Genomic DNA, 16,850 nt, shown 5'->3' with positions numbered 1-16,850 from the left:
CTAGTGCGTGCCGGGCGCGTGGCCGGTCCAGTAGTCGGCGCCGTCGTCGTGCGTGGACAGGACGACCTTCTGGTGGCAGTGCTGGCAGGTGTAGACAAAGACCTGCCGGCCGGCGTGGACTTGCGTCTCGCCTGACCTGGCCAGGCGCGGATGGGGCGGAACATGACCGGGACGACCCAGCAGGTTCTTGCAGAGTTCGCAAGGAACCATGGTGCTCTCCAACTCTGACTTCGGACACCGCAACAGCGACGCCCGCCCTTTTCGCAAAAGATGCAAAAGCAGACATTGCTGCAGCGCAACAGAAAGTCAGTATAGGCGCACGATCGTGCGGTCGCCACGGGCTTTCCGGCCGATAGACGATTTCCTCGACCGGCCGCCCCGCCCGCCCGGCATCAGCCGTTCGGCTGTGTGGCGAAGCGGTCCGTGGCGGCCAGTAGCTGGTCCATGATGCCGGGCTCGGTCCAGGCGTGGCCGGCGCCCTCGATCAGGTGAAAGTCGGCGTCGGGCCAGGCCTGGTGCAGCGCGTAGGCGTAGCGCACCGGGCACGGCATGTCGTAGCGGCCGTGCACGATCACGCCGGGGATGCCGGCCAGCTTGTGGGCGTCGCGGATCAGCTGGCCATCTTCCAGCCAGCCACGGTGCGTGAAGTAGTGGTTCTCGATGCGGGCGAAGGCCAGCGCGAAATGGCCTTCGTCGTGCTTGGCGCTGTTGTCTGGGTTCGGCAGCAGCGTGATGGTCTCGCCTTCCCAGACGCTCCAGGCGCGGGCCGCCGCAAGCTGTTTCTCACGGTCGTCGCCGGTCAGCAGCCGGCGGTAGGCGGCCATCATGTCGCCGCGCTCGGCCTCGGGCACCGGGGCCTGGAAGCGCGCCCACTTGTCCGGGAACATTTCCGAGACGCCGAACTGGTAGTACCAGTCCAGCTCCGCCTGCGACACCGTGTACACGCCGCGCAGCACCAGTTCGCTCACGCGGCGCGGGTGGGTCTGGGCATAGGCCAGCGCCAGCGTGGAGCCCCACGAGCCGCCGAATACCAGCCACTGTTCCACGCCGATCAACTGTCGCAGCCGCTCGATGTCGTCGACAAGGTGCCAGGTGGTGTTGGCCTCCAGCGACGCGTGCGGCGTGGACTTGCCGCAGCCGCGCTGGTCGAACAGCAGCACGTCGTAGCGGGCGGGGTCGAACAGGCGCCGGTGGTCGGGCGAGATGCCGCCACCCGGGCCGCCGTGCAGGAACACGGCCGGCTTGGCGCCGCGCGTGCCCACGCGCTCGAAGTACAGCACATGGCCGTCGCCCACGTCGAGCGTGCCGGTCTCGTAGGGTTCGATGTCGGGGTAGAGGGTGCGCAGTGCGGACATGAAATGTTGCGTGGCGAGATCATTCGAAACAAAAGTGTAGCCCCGGCGCGGGCCGATTGCCGCTAAGTTTCGCCTTAAGTCTCGTTTAAGTCTTCGGCCCTAGATTGGAGCCGTACCGCAACGACGCAACCGAACCGCAAGAGGTGATGCCATGACTCCCCAAGACGTGCAGGCCCTGGAAGCCTTCCTGACCCAACTGACCCAGGCGCGCGTGGACAACAAGGACCCGCAGGCCGCCGCGATGATCGCCGACGCCGCGGCCCGCCAGCCCGACGCCGCCTACCTGCTGGTGCAGCGGTCGATGCTGCTGGACCGCGCGCTGCAGAACGCCCAGGCGCAGATCGTGACGCTGCAGAACCAGTTGCAGGCCGCCCAGGGCGGCGCAGGCCGGAGCTTTGTCGACAACGACAACGCCTGGGGCCACAGCGCCGGCCGCGCGCCGCAGCCCCCGGCCTACCAGCCGGCGCCGCAGTACCCGCCGGCCGGCTACCAGGCCGCGCCGGGCCAGGCGCCGATGGCACAGCAGCCGGCGCAGGCGGCCCGCCCCGGCTTCCTGGGTGGCGGATTCGGCAGCACGCTGGGCACCATCGCCACCACGGCGGCCGGCGTGGCCGGCGGCGCGATGCTGTTCCAGGGCATCGAGAACCTGTTCCACCACGGCAACGGCGGCGGCTTCTTCGGCAACCAGACGGGGTCGGGTTCGGGTTCGGGGTCAAGTTCTGGCTCGGAGACCGTCGTCAACAACTTCTACGGCGATGACGCGGGTTCGGGCGGCCAGCGGGACAACGCGCTGCTGGCCGATAACGGCAACCTCGACAACGGGCTAGACGACTACGTCGATGCCGGCCAGGACGACGACTCGTCGTTCTTCTGACCCCCACCCCGCGGTTGTAGGACGGCGCCCGGTTGCACGGGCGCCCGCGCCGGGGCACGATCAGCCCATCGTGCCCAATCTGCCCAGCCCCCGGCCGGCGCCATGAAGACCTTCCACTGCAACCGCTGCGGCAACCTGGTGTTCTTCGAAAACGTCGCCTGCGAGCGCTGCCAGGCGGTGCTGGGCTTCCTCCCGGCCATCTCGCAGATTGCCGCGTTCGAGGGCGACGACGACAGCGGCTGGCGCAGCCTGCATCCGGACGCCCCGGACCAGATGTTCCGCCGCTGCCACAACTACCGCGCCGAGGCGGTCTGCAACTGGATGGTGCCGGCCGGCGACGCCAGCCCCCTGTGCGACGCCTGCCAGCTCACGCACACGATCCCCAACCTCGACGTGCCCGGCAACCGGCTGTACTGGTACCGGCTGGAATCTGCCAAGCGGCGGCTGCTCTATACGCTGCTGGCGCTGGGCCTGCCGGTGATCTCGCGCGGCGACGATCCGCAGGGCGGCCTGCAGTTCGACTTCCTGGCCGATGCCGGCCCCCACTCGCGCGCGATGACCGGCCACGACAACGGCCGCATCACGATCAACATCGCCGAGGCCGACGACACGCACCGCGAGCAGACGCGCAACAAGATGGGCGAGGCGTACCGCACGCTGCTCGGCCACTTCCGGCACGAAGTGGGGCACTTCTACTTCAACCTGCTGATTGCCGACACGCGGCGGCTGGAGCCATTCCGCAAGCTGTTCGGCGACGAACGCGCCGACTACGGCCAGGCGCTCAAGCGCCACTATGAACAGGGCGCGCCGCCCGACTGGCAGGCGTCGTACATCAGCGCCTACGCGACGATGCATCCGTGGGAAGACTGGGCCGAGACCTGGGCGCACTACCTGCACATGGTCGATACGCTCGACACGGCCGTGTCCTGCGGGCTCGTGCTCAAGCCCGACAGCCCCCAGGAGCCGACGCTGACCGACCAGACGCCGGTGGAGGACGCCAGCTTCCGCAGCCTGATGAACCGCTGGTTTCCGCTGACCTACGTGCTGAACAGCCTGAACCGCAGCCTTGGCGCGCCGGACAGCTACCCGTTCACGCTGTCGCCGACGGTGGTCGCCAAGCTCGAATTCGTGCACCGCGTGATCGACGCCGCGGCGCGCGAGCACGCGGCCCACCGGCTGGCGGCCGGCGCTACGCCGGCACCGTGACGTCGCGGCGCGGCGCGCTGGCCAGCGACCACGCAAACACCGCCAGGCCGCCCAGCGCCAGTAGCGCGCCAACCCAGCCCGTCGACGTCCAGCCCATGCCGGCGGCGATGGTCACGCCACCCAGCCACGCGCCCAGCGCGTTGGCCAGGTTGAAGGCCGAGTGGTTCAGCGCGGCAGCCAGCGTCTGCGCGTCGCCGGCCACGTCCATCAGGCGGATCTGCAGCGGCGGCCCCAGTGCCACGGCCGTGCCCACCAGCATCACGTTCAGCGACGCCAGCCACGCGTGGTGCGCCGTGAAGACGAACGCGCCGAGCACCAGCGCCGACCAGACCAGCACGCCGCCGACCGTCGGCATCAGCGCGCGATCGGCCAGCTTGGCGCCAGCCAGGTTGCCCGCCACCATGCCCACGCCGAACAGCGCCAGCACGACCGGAATGCCGCTGGCCGGCAGGTGCGCCACCTCCAGCATCGTCGGCTTGACGTAGCTGAACACGGCAAACATGCCGCCAAACCCGATCGCGCCGATGCCCAGCGTCAGCCACACCTGCTTGCGCGCCAGCGCGGACAGCTCGCGCAGCGGGCTGGCGTGGCGATCGGCCGGCACGAACGGCACCCAGCGCCAGACCAGCAGCACCGTCAGCGCGCCGATGGCGCCAACAATCATGAACGCGGCGCGCCAGCCCAGCCACGCGCCGATGCCGGCCGCGATCGGCACGCCCACCAGCGTCGCCACGGTCAGCCCGAGCATGACCAGCCCCACCGCCTGCGCGCGGCGTTCCCGCGCCACCAGGCTGGCCGCGACCAGCGCCGCCACGCCAAAGTAGGTGCCATGCGGAAAGCCGGTCAGCAGGCGCAGCGCCAGCATCGACAGGTAGTCCGGCGCCAGCGCGCTGGCTACGTTGCCAATGGCAAACCACGCCATCAGCGCGATCAGCAGGTTGCGGCGCGGCCAGCGCGCGCCCAGCACGGCCAGCAGCGGGGCGCCGATCACCACGCCCAGCGCGTAGGCGCTGATCAGGTGGCCGGCTTCGGGGATGGTGATGGCGAGGTCGCGGGCCGCGTCGGGCAGCAGGCCCATGATCACGAATTCGCCGGTGCCGATGCCAAAGCTGCCGACGCCCAGCGCCAGCAGCGCGCGGCGGTCGGCGGCACGGTCGCGCGGCGCGTCGGCCGTGGACGAGCCTGGCAGATCGGGAAGGTTGTCAAAATTTCCGGAAGGAGCGGTCATGAGGCGAGAAGCAGGCAATATTTTTCATGGCGGCGCCGCGCACTGGCGAGCGGGATCTTGCGTCCTGCCTCGGGGGCTCCAGCGTGCTCCGGTTGCGGCGATGCGTTGCGTTCGGCTGCGTAGTACCACGCAGTGCCGCCGGGGCGGCACGCCTACGCGCGAGGGCGCTATTGTGGGCCAAAACGGCGGACGCTGCCGGGCGCGCCGCAAAGCCCCTGCGCGCGGGTACTGTATCCGCAGGTATCCACTGGGGCCCCTGGCACTGTGGGATAGGGCACAACGAGCATTGCGGGCGCCGCGATGGCCGCCCTATGCTGAAGACATGCGGCGCCCGGGCATCGAGCCCACGAAGCACGGTGCCGGATGCCGCGCGTATCGTCGTGTGGGAGGGGATATGTCCCTGCGGAATGCACTGCTTTTATCGGCCATTGGCCTGGCCTGGACCGTCCCCGCCTTCGGGCAGGGTTGCCAGCACGACATGCAATGCAAGGGCGACCGCATATGCAACCAGGGCGTATGCATGGCCGCCGATGCCGACGGCACAGACAGCCCGGCCGCCACGGGGTCGTCGTCCACCTCGTCTGGTTCGTCGGCCCCGGCCTCCAAGCCGCTGCCGACGATCCGGCTCTCGCCCAAGCCTGCGCCGCAGGCATCGCCGGCACCGTCGCCCGTATCGCCACAATCGCCGCCGTCGCAGGTGCAGCCGCAACCCGCGCCGCAGCCGGCATCGCCGCCGCCGGCGCAGATGTCGCCGCAACACCAGGCCCAGGGCGCGCAGCAGCAGGTCAGCGTGCCGCAAAGCTGCTGCACCGTGGCCGGCAAGCTGCGCATGGCCCCGCAGCAGTCGGGCGATGCGCCGCTGATGGCGGGCGACAGTTGCCGCGGCTTCACCAACTCGGGCAAGCCGGTGCCGGGCATCGTCTGCAACTAGTTGACGAAGGCGGCCCGCGCCGCGCGCGCTACGCCACCGCCGCCGCGATCTGCTCGCGCAGCCAGCGGTGCGCGGGATCGCGGTGCGCGCGCTCGTGCCAGAGCATCGACATCTCGTAGCCGGGCACGTCCACGGGCGCGTCCACCGCCTGCAGCGCGGCGTTGTCGCGCACCAGCCGGGCCGGCAGCATGGCCACGAGGTCGGTGCTGGCCACGACCGACGCCACATACAGGAAATGCGGGACCGACAGCACCACGCGACGCGACAGCCCCACGGCGGCCAGCGCCTCGTCGGTGACACCAAGGAAGCCGCCGCCATCGGGCGACACGATCACGTGCTCCAGCGCGCAGAACTGCGCGGCCGTGGGCTTGCGTTTCAGGCGCGGATGGCCCACGCGGCCCACCAGCACGTAGCGCTCGGTGAACAGCGACTGGCGATGCAGCGCGGCCGGCGCGCCTTCGGTCGTGTGGAAGGCCAGGTCGATGTCGCCCTGCTCCGCCTGCCGCGCCAGCCGGGGCGGCACCATCTCCACCACGGCCACGCGCGTGCCGGGCGCCGCCTGACGCAGCGTGGCCAACGCGGGCAGCAGCACGGTCAATTCGCTGTGGTCGCTGGCGGCGATGCGCCAGGTGTGCGTGGCCGCGCCGGGGTCGAACGGCTGCTCGGGCGACACCGCGCGCTCCAGCGCGGCCAGCGCCTCGCGCAACGGCTCGCGCAGCGATTCGGCGCGCGCCGTGGGCCGCATGCCGCGCGGGCCCGGCAGCAGCAGCGGATCGTCGAAGATCTCGCGCAGGCGGGCCAGATGCACGCTGACCGAAGGCTGGGAATAGTGCAGGCGCTGGGCCGCACGCGTGACGTTGTGCTCGGAGAGCAGCACATCCAGGGTGACCAGCAGGTTCAGGTCGAGCCGACGCAGGTTGATCATGGCGGTATCGAGGGGGCCTGGCATAGGCTTCGATAATACCTGCTATCCCGACTATTCATTTCCCATATACGTTGGCCGTCCCTATCCTGCAGCCATCCCCATCGATTCGCCTTGCAGGAGGCAGCCATGAACGTACTGATCGTCTACGCCCATCCCGAACCGACGTCGCTGAACGGGTCGCTCCGTGATTTCGCCGTGCAGCGGCTGCAGGACGCCGGCCACCGCGTGCAGGTGTCCGACCTCTACGCGATGCAATGGAAGGCGCCGCTCGATGCCGGCGACGCGCTGGCCCGGCGGCCCGGCGACGCGCCGTTCCACCCCTCGCTCGACTCGCAGTTCGCGTTCGCCAACGGGCTGCAGAGCCCCGACATCGCGGCCGAGCAGGAAAAACTGCGCTGGGCCGATGCCGTGATCCTGCAGTTTCCGCTCTGGTGGTTCTCGATGCCTGCCATCCTCAAGGGCTGGGTCGAGCGCGTCTATGCGTACGGCTTTGCCTACGGCGTGGGCGAGCATTCGGACGCGCGCTGGGGCGACCGGTATGGCGAGGGCAACCTGGCAGGCAAGCGGGCGATGCTGGTGGTGACGACCGGCGGCTGGGCATCGCACTACAGCGCGCGCGGCATCAACGGGCCGATGGACGACATCCTGTTCCCGATCCATCACGGCATCCTGTACTACCCCGGCTTCGACGTGGTGCCGCCGTTCGTGGTCTATCGCGCCGGCAAGATGGACGCGGCGCGCTTTGCGGCCACCACCGAGGCGCTGGGCCAGCGGCTGGACGACCTGTTCACGGCCGCGCCGCTACCCTTCCGTCCACAGAACGGCGGCGCCTACGAGATTCCGACGTTGACGCTGCGGGCCGACATCGCGCCGGACCAGACCGGCTACGCGGCGCACCTGGCATCGGGCGCGCCGGGCGCCTAGCGGTCGCGCGTCACGCTGACACCGGCATCGACGGTGCCGTAGGCGGTAACGCTGGACTGCCGCTCGCCGGTCTCGGAGACCGTGGTACAGCCCTGCGCCAGTGCCGCAAGAAGAAGGATGCCAAAGATGCTGCAAAGGACGCGCATGGGGTGGGCCCGGATTGTGGTGAATCCGGCTTCGACGGCCGGGGCGGCCGGTAAGTTTCCCGCGCCCCGCCGCCGAGGCGGCGCGCCCAGGGCGCCTGTGGCGTGCGCGCCTCGCGGGCGGCCTGTGTCCCGGCCGCCGCGGCGTGCCGGCGGATGGGCGGCGCTACAATGCCGGCTCCCTGGATCCGGAGCCTCCGCCATGCTGGCAGACCACGACGCGCTGCGCCTGCTCGTGACCCGCGAGATGCCGTTCGGCAAGCACAAGGGCACGGTCATCGCCGACCTGCCCGGCAACTACCTGAACTGGTTTGCACGCGAGGGGTTTCCGCCCGGCGAAATCGGCCGGTTGCTGGCGCTGATGCACGAACTCGACCACAACGGCCTGAAGCACCTGCTCCCCCTGCGTGAAAAAGCCCCCGGCCTCTGAGCGGTCCGGGGGCTTGCCTGTGCGGCGTTTGCGACGGGCGCGGCGGGCGCGGCGTTACTTCGCCGCCTGCGTCGGCGTGGGCAGGTGCGCGGTGCCCGGCGGGATCTGGTAGCTCCAGGTCTCGCTGACCGGCTTGCCGTTGACCACCAGCGCCTCGCGCATTTCCACCACCTTGCCCGGGTCCTTGACCTTGATGCGCAGCGTCACGCGGTAGCCCTTGGTCACCGGGTTCGGCTGCAGCACGTTCTCGATGACCTCGGCGTTGTCGCCCACGCTGAACTGGGCCTGCACCGGCGTATTGGCCGGCAGGCTGGCCAGCGGGCCGCCCTCGAAGTCGATCACGAAGCCCAGGCTGCCGTCCAGATGGCGGATCAGGTTCTTCTGCGTGATCTCGCCGGCCGTGCGCAGCGTCTGGCGCGCCCAGGCCAGGTCCTTGGCGAACACGCCGCGCTCGTCCATGGTCCAGTGGATCGTGTAGTCGGCCTTGATCGGCGTGCCCTTGGGCGGCAACTGGTCGGGCGTCCAGAACGACACGATGTTGTCGTTGGTCTCGTCCGGCGTGGGGATTTCCACCAGTTCCACCTTGCCACGGCCCCAGTCGCCCTGCGGCTCGATCCAGGCGCTGGGGCGCAGGTCGTAGCGGTCCTTCAGGTCCTCATACTGCGCGAAGTCGCGGCCGCGCTGCATCAGGCCGAAGCCGCGCGGGTTGTCCACCTGGAACATGCTCAGCGCCACGTAGCGCGGGTTGTTCAGCGGGCGCCAGAGCCATTCGCCGCTGCCGGTGTGGATCGACAGCCCATTGGAATCGTGCAGCGCCGGGCGGAAGTTGTTGGCGTCGCGCATCTGCTGCGGCCCGAACAGGAACATGCTGGTCAGCGGCGCGATGCCCAGCTTCTTGACCGGCCCGCGCATGAACACGCGCGCCTGCACCTTGAGCACCGCGTCCGAATCGGGCCGCAGCTCGAACCGGTAGGCGCCCGTGGCGCTCTGCGAGTCCAGCAGCGCGTAGAACACCAGGTGCTTGTCCTGGGGCTTCGGCCGCTCGATCCAGAATTCGCGGAAGGCCGGGAATTCCTCGGGCTCGGACAGCCCGGTGTTGATCGCCAGCCCGCGCGCGGACAGGCCGTACACCTGGCCCTTGCCAATCACGCGAAAGTAGCTGGCGCCCAGCACGCTCATGACCTCGTCGAGCTTGTCGGCGCGGTTGATCGGGTACAGCACGCGAAAGCCGGCGTAGCCGAGCTTGTTGGTGGCGGCCTTGTCGAGCTTCAGGTCGCCGAAGTCGAAGCGGCTGGGCTCGTACCTGATCTCCTGCACGCGGCTGTCGACGATCTCGTTGATACGCACCGGCGTGCTGAAATGCATGCCCTGGTGGTAGAAGCCGAGCTTGAACGGCGTGCCCTGCCCCTTCCACTCGACGTTCTCCATCTTCGGCTGGATCTTGATGTAGTCGCCAAACTGCATCTGGGCGAATACGGGGGGCAGGTTGCTGGCAGGCGCCGCGTACGGCTGCTCGGACAGCTTGCGGGCGCGCGCCGTCACGTCATCGAGGGAAAAGGCGTGCGCCGGGGCGATACCGACCAGGCAGCCGGCCAGGGCCAGGCCCGGCAAGACAATTTGCATCCTGTTACGAAACGATGCGACGCGACGCGCGGCGAAGGCAGTAACCACCAGGCGATCTCCAGGTTGACAGCGGTTGGAATGGGGAAAAAGCCACAAACAAGCCATTCCCGGCACGGTAAGGCTGTAAACTTGCGGCGCAGTTCAGAAACATAACCGATTTCGCCTGACGCGCCTGTCAGACACGCGGCGACAGTCGGGCATTCGGCCCTGCCGCACCATGGCGGGGCGAACATCCCGGCGCTGCGCCCATCCGAGACAACGAACAATGCGAATGCTTTCCCTGCTGGCCGCCGCGGCCAGCCTTGCCTGCGCGCCGCTGTTTGCCGGCGCCGCGCCCGCCGCCGCCACTGCCACCGCCACCGCTGCGCCCGCCCTGGCCGACAAGCAGGCGTTCGTCAACGACCTCGTCGCCCGCATGACGCTCGACGAGAAGGTGGGCCAGCTCCGGCTCATCAGCATCGGCCCCGAGATGCCGGCCGCGAAGCTGATGGAGGAAATCACGGCCGGCCGGGTGGGCGGCACGTTCAACTCGGTCACGCGCAAGGACAACCGCCCGCTGCAGGAAGCCGCCACGCGTAGCCGCCTGAAGATTCCCATCTTCTTTGCCTATGACGTGGTGCACGGCCATCGCACCATCTTCCCGATCAGCCTGGGCCTGGCATCGAGCTGGGACATGGGCGTGGTGGAGCAGGCCGCGCGCATCTCTGGCCTGGAAGCCGCGTCCGACGGGCTGGACGCCACGTTTGCGCCGATGGTCGACATCTCGCGCGACCCGCGCTGGGGCCGCACGTCCGAGGGCTTTGGCGAAGACCCGTTCCTGGTCTCGCAGTGCTCGCGGGCCAGCGTCAAGGGCTTTCAGGGCAGCTCGCCGGCCAACGCGGACAGCGTGATGGCCTTCGTCAAGCATTTCGCGCTGTACGGCGCCGTGGAAGGCGGACGCGACTACAACACCGTCGACATGAGCCCGCAGCGCATGTACAACGACTACCTGCCGCCCTACCGGGCCGGGCTGGATGCCGGCGCCGGCGGCGTGATGATCGCGCTGAACTCGGTCAACGGCCAGCCGGCCACGTCGAACAAGTGGCTGCTGCGCGACCTGCTGCGCAAGGAATGGGGCTTCAAGGGCGTGACCGTGAGCGACCACGGCGCGATCGACGAACTGCTGCGCCACGGCGTGGCCAGCAACGGCCGCGAGGCCGCGCAGCGGGCCATCGAGGCCGGCGTCGACATGAGCATGGCCGACACGCGCTACCTGGAGCAGCTGCCCACGCTGGTCAAGTCCGGCGCGGTGCCGATGGCGCTGCTCGACGACGCCGTGCGCGAGGTGCTGGGCGCCAAGTACGACATGGGCCTGTTCCATGACCCGTTCCGCCGCATCGGCACCGCGCGGACCGACCCGGCCGACGTCAACGCCGACAGCCGCCTGCACCGCGCCGAGGCCCGCGACGCCGCGCGCAAGTCGATGGTCCTGCTGGAAAACCGCAACCGCACGCTGCCGCTGAAGAAGGCCGGCACCGTGGCCGTGATCGGCCCGCTGGCCGATGCGCAGATCGACATGATGGGAAGCTGGTCGGCGGCGGGCGTGGCCAAACAGTCGGTCACGCTGCTGCAGGGCATGCGCGACGCGCTGGCCGGCAAGGGCCAGGTCGTCTACGCGCGCGGCGCCAATATCACCGACGACCCGCGCGTGGTGGGCTACCTGAACTTCCTGAACTGGGACAACCCCGAAGTGGTGCAGGACAAGCGCCCGGCCGGCGACATGATCGAGGAAGCGGTACGCGTGGCGCGCGGCGCCGACACGATCGTGGTGGCCGTGGGCGAGACGCGCGGCATGTCGCACGAGGCGTCCAGCCGCTCCAGCCTGGGGCTGACCGGCAGCCAGCTCACGCTGCTCAAGGCGCTCAAGACCACCGGCAAGCCGCTGGTGGTGGTGCTGATGAACGGCCGCCCGCTGACGATCAACTGGGAGAAGGAAAACGCCGACGCGATCCTGGAAGCGTGGTACCCCGGCACCGAGGGCGGGCACGCCATCGCCGACCTGCTGTTCGGCGACGCCAACCCGTCCGGCAAGCTGCCGATCACGTTCCCGCGCTCGCTCGGCCAGATCCCGACGTACTACAACGCGCCGCGCATCGGCCGGCCGTTCACGCCGGGCAAGGCGCCCAACTACACGTCGCAGTACTTCGAGGAAGAATACGGACCGCTCTACCCGTTCGGCTACGGCCTGAGCTACACGACGTTCAGCCTGTCGGACATCCGCCTGTCGGCCGGCAAGCTGGCCCGCAACGGCCGCCTGACCGCCAGCGTGACCGTGCGCAACACCGGCGACCGCGCGGGCGAGACCGTGGTGCAGCTCTACGTGCAGGACGTGATGGCGTCCACGGTGCGCCCGCTCAAGGAGCTCAAGGGCTTCCGCAAGGTCATGCTGGCGCCGGGCGAATCGCGGGTGGTCGAATTCCCGATCGACGAGGCGATGCTCAAGTTCTACGACGCCCGGCTCGACTACGTGGCCGAGCCCGGCGACTTCAACGTCCAGGTCGGGCTCGACTCCGCGACGGTGAAGGAGGCAAGGTTCACGCTGGAGTGACCCGCGCCTCAGCGATTGCCGTCCAGCAGGTCGTTCAGCACCTCGTCGAACGCCGCCTGGGCGTCTTCCAGCGCCTGGAGCGCGGCGTCGAAGGTCTGCAGCGCGATCTTCGACGGCTTGTCGCTACCCTGCGGCGGATACTGGCCTTGCAGCGCGGTGAATGCCACCTGCACCTGGCGCGTGGCGTTGACCACGCGCTCCATCGCCTGCGCCTCTTCAGCGCGTTTCTGTTCGTCGTTCATGCAACAGCCCCCCGGCGGCCTTGGTTCGATATGCGGCATATCGTACAAGAACTTGCGGCCGGCCGGGTCCAACGCCGCATTGCCGGAATTTCGGGTACGCTGGACGCGCATGACCGTCCGCGCCCATGACCTCCTTCACGCCCCCATGTCATCGTCGTTTCTGCGCAGAACGCTGGCCGCGTCGCTGCTGACCGCCGGCGGCTTCGCCTGCTACTGGACCTATCTCGCCGTCAACCAGGAGCGGCTGCTGTTCGACGCGCGCCGCCGCCCACCCCGCGACCTGCCCGAAGGCATCGACGCCTACTCGCACCCCGTGCCGGGCGGGCTGTTCCGCGGCTACACCTACCACGCCGACCACGAGGGCGTGCGCGACCTGCTGTTCTACCTGCCCGGACGCGGCGAGGACGTGCTGGACACGCTGCAGTTCATGAAATGGCTGCCGGCCGGCATGGGCTTCGCCACGTTCGACTACCGCGGGCTGGGCCATTCCGACGGCATGCCGTCGGAGGCCGCCGCCGTGGCCGACGCCAGCCAGTTCCTGCTGCATATCCGCCGCGCGTTTCCGGGCGTGCGGGTGCACGTGGTGGGCCGCTCGCTGGGCACCGGCGTGGCGATCCAGCTTGCCGACCTGCAGGATTTCGAGAGCCTGCAGCTCATCACCCCCTACGACTCGCTGCTGGAAATCGTGCGCAAGCGCTTTCCGCTGGTGCCGCTGCGCCAGCTCATGCGCCACCATTTCGATTCGATTTCCCACTGCAAGAAGGTGGTGCAGAGCACGAAGGTGCTGCTGGCCGAGATCGACGACGTGGTGCCGCACGAGTGCTCGGAGCGCCTGATGGCCGCCTGGCCGGGCCCGGTGGCCGTGCAGACCATCGCCGGCACCGACCACTACACGATCGTCGAGCGGCCCGAAACCTGGGTGGCGCTCTGCGAGTTTGCCCAGGGTGTGCCGCATCAGCCACCGCAGCGGGTGCCCCAGCCGCCGCCGGCCGACCTGACCGATACCGGCATGCCGTTGCCGCTTTCCGCCGCGCGGTAGAATGCGCGCCATGAAAAGAATCGTAGTCAAGGCGGCGGGCGTCACGGCGGCGCTGGCTGCCGCCGGCGTGCTGGTGGCCGGTTTCGCCGCGCTGGTCAGCCTGCGGCAACTGCCCCCGGTCGACGCGCTGCGCGACTATCGCCCCCAGGTGCCGCTGCGCATCTTCACGCGCGACGACGTGCAGATCGGCGAATTCGGCACCGAGCACCGCGAGTTCATCCCGATCGAGCAGATGCCCAAACGGATGTCCGACGCGCTGCTGGCGGCCGAGGACGACCAGTTCTACCACCACGTCGGCGTCGACGTGGCGGGGCTGGTCCGGGCCGCGCTGGCCAATATCGGCGAAGGCTACGCACAGGGCGCGTCCACGATCACGATGCAGGTGGCGCGCAACTTCTACCTGTCGCGCGAGAAGACGCTGGCGCGCAAGTGGTACGAGATTCTGCTGGCGTTCCAGATCGACCGCTCGCTGTCCAAGGACCGCATCCTGGAGCTGTACATGAACCAGGTGTACCTGGGCGAGCACGCGTACGGCTTCGGCAGCGCCGCGCAGACCTACTTCGGCAAGCCGCTGGCGCGGCTGTCGCTGGCCGAGACGGCCATGCTGGCCGGCCTGCCCAAGGCGCCCTCCACGATGAACCCGATGGTCAACCTGCCGCGCGCCAAGCGCCGGCAGGAGTACGTGCTGGGCCGCATGCTGGCGCTGGGCATGATCACGCAGGACGAGTACCGCGACGCGCGCAACGCGCAGATCGTGGTCAACCGCGACGCCAACGGCCGCTTCGACGGCCACGCCGGGTACGTGGCGGAACTGGCGCGCCAGCTCGCGCATGACCGCTTTGGCGACGACGCCTACACGCGCGGCCTGAACGTCTACACCACGGTCTCGGCGATGCACCAGACCATGGCCTACGACGCCGTGCGCGCCGGCATCGAGCGCTACGGCAAGCGCCATGGCGCCGGCAAGGCCGCCACGGTGCCGATGCCGCAGGCCGCGCTGGTCTCGCTGGACGCCCGCACCGGGGCCATCGAGGCGATGGTCGGCGGCACCGACTTTGCCACCAGCCGCTTCAACCACGCCACGCAGGCGCAGCGCCAGCCGGGCTCGACGTTCAAGCCGTTCATCTACTCGGCGGCGCTGGAGCGCGGCATCTCGCCGGGCACGCTGATCAACGACGCGCCGCTCGAAAACTCGCCACGCTGGCAGCCGTCGAACGACGACGGGCGCTTTGTCGGGCCGATCACCATGCGCGAGGCGCTGGCCGAGTCGCGCAACCTGCCGGCCATCCGGACGCTGCAGGCCATCGGCATCTCGTACGCGATCGATTTCGCGGGCAAGTTCGGCTTCTCGGCCCGCAAGCTGCCGCCGTACCTGCCGATGGCGCTGGGCACCGGCACCACGTCGCCGCTGCGTCTGGCCGCCGCCTATGGCGTGTTCGCCAACCAGGGCCACCGCATCGAGCCCTACCTGATCGAAAAAATCACCGACGGCGACGGCAACGTGCTGTTCGCCGCCGATACCGCCGAACCGCCGCGCGTGATTTCGGCGCGCAATGCGTTCGTCATGAACAGCCTGCTCCAGAGCGTGGTGGACGAAGGCACCGGCGCCGGCGTGCGCCGCTACCTGCGGCGCGACGACGTGGCGGGCAAGACCGGCACCACCAACGATTCGGTCGACGGCTGGTTCGCGGGCTACGCCGGACAGGTGGTCACGGTGGCCTGGATGGGCTACGACGACAACCTCAGCCTGGGCCGCCGCGAATTCGGCGCCACCACCGCGCTGCCGATCTGGGCCGCCTACATGGAAGGCCGCCTCGCCGGCGTGCCGACGGCCGACTTTCCGGCGCCGCCGCAACTGGCGCGGATGAACAACGACTGGGCCTATGCCGAGAATGCCGACGGGTCGCACGGCCTGGCCTCGCTCGGCTTCCCGCCGCCGCCTGCGGTGCCGGACATGCCTGCCACGGGCGCGATGCCCGGCGCTCCGTCCCTCGCCACGCCCACGCCGGCCGCGCTCGGCGCACCGGCGGCCGCCAGCGCTCCGCTCGCACCTGCTCTCTGAAGGCTGTCATGACCGCATCGGCCGCGTACGCCACACCGATGATCTGGGCGGTTGCCGCGCTGACCACCGCCGGCGTGCTGTTCCGCCCGTTCCGCCTGCCCGAGCCGTTCTGGGCCATGGCGGGCGCCGTCCTGCTGTGCGTGGCCGGCCTGCTGCCGTGGCGCGACGCGCTGCAAGCCGTGGCGCGCGGCAACGACGTCTACCTGTTCCTGGCCGGCATGATGCTGATCTCCGAGTTGGCGCGGAAGACCGGCCTGTTCGACCACGTGGCCGCGCTGGCCGTGCGCAGCGCGCGGGGGTCGGCCCGGCGGCTGTTCGTGCTGGTCTACGGCTTTGGCATCGCGGTGACCGCGTTCATGTCGAACGACGCCACCGCCGTGGTGCTCACGCCGGCCGTGCTGGCCGCCACGCGCGCGGCGCGCGTGCGGCATCCGCTGCCCTACCTCTACGCCTGCGCGTTCATCGCCAATGCCGCCAGCTTCGTGCTGCCGATCTCGAACCCGGCCAACCTCGTGCTGTTCGGCGAGCGCATGCCGCCGCTGATGAGCTGGCTGGCGCGCTTCACGCTGCCGTCGGTCGTCGCCATCGTCATGACGTTCCTGGCGCTGTACTGGACGCAGCGCAAGGCGCTGGACGAGCCGATTGCCCAGGACGTCGAGACCCCGCCGCTGTCCGCTCAGGCGTGGCTGACGGCCGCCGGCATCGTGCTGACCGGCGTGGCGCTGCTGACCGCGTCGCTGCTGGGCCGCGATCTGGGCTGGCCCACGTTCCTGGGCGGCGCGGCGACGCTGCTGGCCGTCTGCGCCACGCAGCCCCGCCTGCTGCGCCCGGCGCTGGCCGAGGTGTCGTGGGGCGTGCTGCCGATGGTCGCCGGCCTGTTCGTGCTGGTGGCCGGCCTGGCGCAGACCGGCTTGACCGATCAACTCGCGCACTGGGTGCGCGAACTGTCGGCCCGGCACGGCACCGACGCCGTGCTGGGCGCCGGCGTGGCGGGCGCGCTGGTGGGCGTGGTCAGCAACATCGTCAACAACCTGCCGGCCGGGCTGTTCGCGGCGTCGGCGCTGGCCGCCGGCCATGCGTCGGACACGGTGACGGCGGCGGTGCTGATCGGCGTGGACCTTGGCCCGAACCTGTCGGTCACGGGGTCGCTGGCCACGCTGCTGTGGCTGACCGCGCTGCGCCGCGAGGGCCATGCCATTGGCGCCGGCACGTTCCTGAAGACCGGCGCCATCGTGATGCCGCTGGCGCTGCTGCCCGCGCTGGCCGTGCTGCGCTGAGCCC

The 16,850-nt window shown here is 69.7% G+C and carries 16 protein-coding genes; 9 read left to right on the top strand and 7 right to left on the bottom strand.

Annotation, left to right across the window (positions count from 1 at the left end):
- Together QTN24_RS21055 and pip are read right to left on the bottom strand one after the other, a co-directional pair.
- Positions 1-210: a hypothetical protein gene (locus QTN24_RS21055; protein ID WP_124685439.1), complete on the bottom strand. Its 210-nt coding sequence runs from the start codon at positions 208-210 to the stop codon at positions 1-3.
- A gap of 182 nt (positions 211-392) precedes the next feature.
- Positions 393-1,355, bottom strand: a complete 963-nt coding sequence (pip, locus tag QTN24_RS21050; protein WP_313839537.1) for a prolyl aminopeptidase — start codon at positions 1,353-1,355, stop codon at positions 393-395.
- A gap of 151 nt (positions 1,356-1,506) precedes the next feature.
- Here pip and QTN24_RS21045 point away from each other — a divergent pair, with 151 nt between their 5' ends.
- Both QTN24_RS21045 and QTN24_RS21040 read left to right on the top strand, forming a co-directional pair.
- Positions 1,507-2,229, top strand: coding sequence for a DUF2076 domain-containing protein (locus tag QTN24_RS21045; RefSeq protein WP_313839535.1), 723 nt, complete (start codon positions 1,507-1,509; stop codon positions 2,227-2,229).
- A gap of 102 nt (positions 2,230-2,331) precedes the next feature.
- Positions 2,332-3,435, top strand: a complete 1,104-nt coding sequence (locus QTN24_RS21040) for a putative zinc-binding metallopeptidase (protein WP_124685442.1) — start codon at positions 2,332-2,334, stop codon at positions 3,433-3,435.
- On the opposite strand, the gene QTN24_RS21035 is transcribed toward QTN24_RS21040, so the two are convergent.
- Positions 3,419-4,663 carry an MFS transporter gene (locus tag QTN24_RS21035; RefSeq protein WP_124685443.1) on the bottom strand — a complete coding sequence of 415 codons (1,245 nt, stop codon included), beginning with the start codon at positions 4,661-4,663 and terminating at the stop codon, positions 3,419-3,421. The two genes, QTN24_RS21040 and QTN24_RS21035, sit on opposite strands and share 17 nt — an antisense overlap.
- 394 nt (positions 4,664-5,057) lie before the next feature.
- Here QTN24_RS21035 and QTN24_RS21030 point away from each other — a divergent pair, with 394 nt between their 5' ends.
- The gene (locus tag QTN24_RS21030) at positions 5,058-5,594 is read left to right on the top strand and encodes a hypothetical protein (protein WP_313839532.1); all 537 of its coding nucleotides are present in this window, start codon (positions 5,058-5,060) and stop codon (positions 5,592-5,594) included.
- Positions 5,595-5,622: 28 nt separating this feature from the next.
- On the opposite strand, the gene QTN24_RS21025 is transcribed toward QTN24_RS21030, so the two are convergent.
- The gene (locus tag QTN24_RS21025; RefSeq protein WP_313839530.1) at positions 5,623-6,519 is read right to left on the bottom strand and encodes a LysR family transcriptional regulator; all 897 of its coding nucleotides are present in this window, start codon (positions 6,517-6,519) and stop codon (positions 5,623-5,625) included.
- Positions 6,520-6,645: 126 nt separating this feature from the next.
- Between QTN24_RS21025 and QTN24_RS21020 the strand changes: the two genes are divergently transcribed.
- Entirely contained in the window at positions 6,646-7,443 is a 798-nt protein-coding gene (locus QTN24_RS21020; RefSeq protein WP_313839528.1) for an NAD(P)H-dependent oxidoreductase, read from the top strand.
- Here the strand turns inward: QTN24_RS21020 and QTN24_RS21015 are convergent.
- The gene (locus QTN24_RS21015; RefSeq protein WP_313839526.1) at positions 7,440-7,589 is read right to left on the bottom strand and encodes a hypothetical protein; all 150 of its coding nucleotides are present in this window, start codon (positions 7,587-7,589) and stop codon (positions 7,440-7,442) included. The two genes, QTN24_RS21020 and QTN24_RS21015, sit on opposite strands and share 4 nt — an antisense overlap.
- Before the next feature lie 199 nt (positions 7,590-7,788).
- Between QTN24_RS21015 and QTN24_RS21010 the strand changes: the two genes are divergently transcribed.
- On the top strand, positions 7,789-8,016 hold the full coding sequence (locus QTN24_RS21010; RefSeq protein ID WP_313839524.1) for a DUF3820 family protein: 228 nt from the start codon (positions 7,789-7,791) through the stop codon (positions 8,014-8,016).
- 54 nt (positions 8,017-8,070) lie between these two features.
- Here the strand turns inward: QTN24_RS21010 and QTN24_RS21005 are convergent, their stop codons facing one another.
- Positions 8,071-9,639 carry a glucan biosynthesis protein G gene (locus QTN24_RS21005; RefSeq protein WP_313839522.1) on the bottom strand — a complete coding sequence of 523 codons (1,569 nt, stop codon included), beginning with the start codon at positions 9,637-9,639 and terminating at the stop codon, positions 8,071-8,073.
- 271 nt (positions 9,640-9,910) lie between these two features.
- On the opposite strand from QTN24_RS21005, the gene bglX reads away from it, so the two are divergent.
- Positions 9,911-12,226: a beta-glucosidase BglX gene (bglX, locus tag QTN24_RS21000; RefSeq protein WP_313839618.1), complete on the top strand. Its 2,316-nt coding sequence runs from the start codon at positions 9,911-9,913 to the stop codon at positions 12,224-12,226.
- 8 nt (positions 12,227-12,234) lie between these two features.
- Here the strand turns inward: bglX and QTN24_RS20995 are convergent, their stop codons facing one another.
- Positions 12,235-12,468 carry a hypothetical protein gene (locus QTN24_RS20995; RefSeq protein ID WP_313839520.1) on the bottom strand — a complete coding sequence of 78 codons (234 nt, stop codon included), beginning with the start codon at positions 12,466-12,468 and terminating at the stop codon, positions 12,235-12,237.
- A 145-nt stretch (positions 12,469-12,613) separates the two neighbouring features.
- Between QTN24_RS20995 and QTN24_RS20990 the strand changes: the two genes are divergently transcribed.
- Genes QTN24_RS20990 through QTN24_RS20980 form a run of 3 tightly spaced genes read left to right on the top strand, consistent with a single transcriptional unit; the run spans position 12,614 to position 16,846 of the window.
- Entirely contained in the window at positions 12,614-13,507 is an 894-nt protein-coding gene (locus QTN24_RS20990; protein WP_124685450.1) for an alpha/beta hydrolase, read from the top strand.
- A gap of 10 nt (positions 13,508-13,517) precedes the next feature.
- The gene (locus QTN24_RS20985) at positions 13,518-15,569 is read left to right on the top strand and encodes a penicillin-binding protein 1A (RefSeq protein WP_409559065.1); all 2,052 of its coding nucleotides are present in this window, start codon (positions 13,518-13,520) and stop codon (positions 15,567-15,569) included.
- 8 nt (positions 15,570-15,577) lie between these two features.
- Positions 15,578-16,846 (top strand): arsenic transporter, encoded by a 1,269-nt coding sequence (locus QTN24_RS20980; protein WP_313839516.1) that lies wholly within the window; start codon positions 15,578-15,580, stop codon positions 16,844-16,846.
- Positions 16,847-16,850 lie beyond the last annotated feature (4 nt).

Source organism: Cupriavidus sp. SZY C1, assembly GCF_032190535.1.
Lineage (GTDB): Bacteria > Pseudomonadota > Gammaproteobacteria > Burkholderiales > Burkholderiaceae > Cupriavidus > Cupriavidus pauculus_C.
This window is presented reverse-complemented; position numbering and strand designations above follow the sequence as displayed.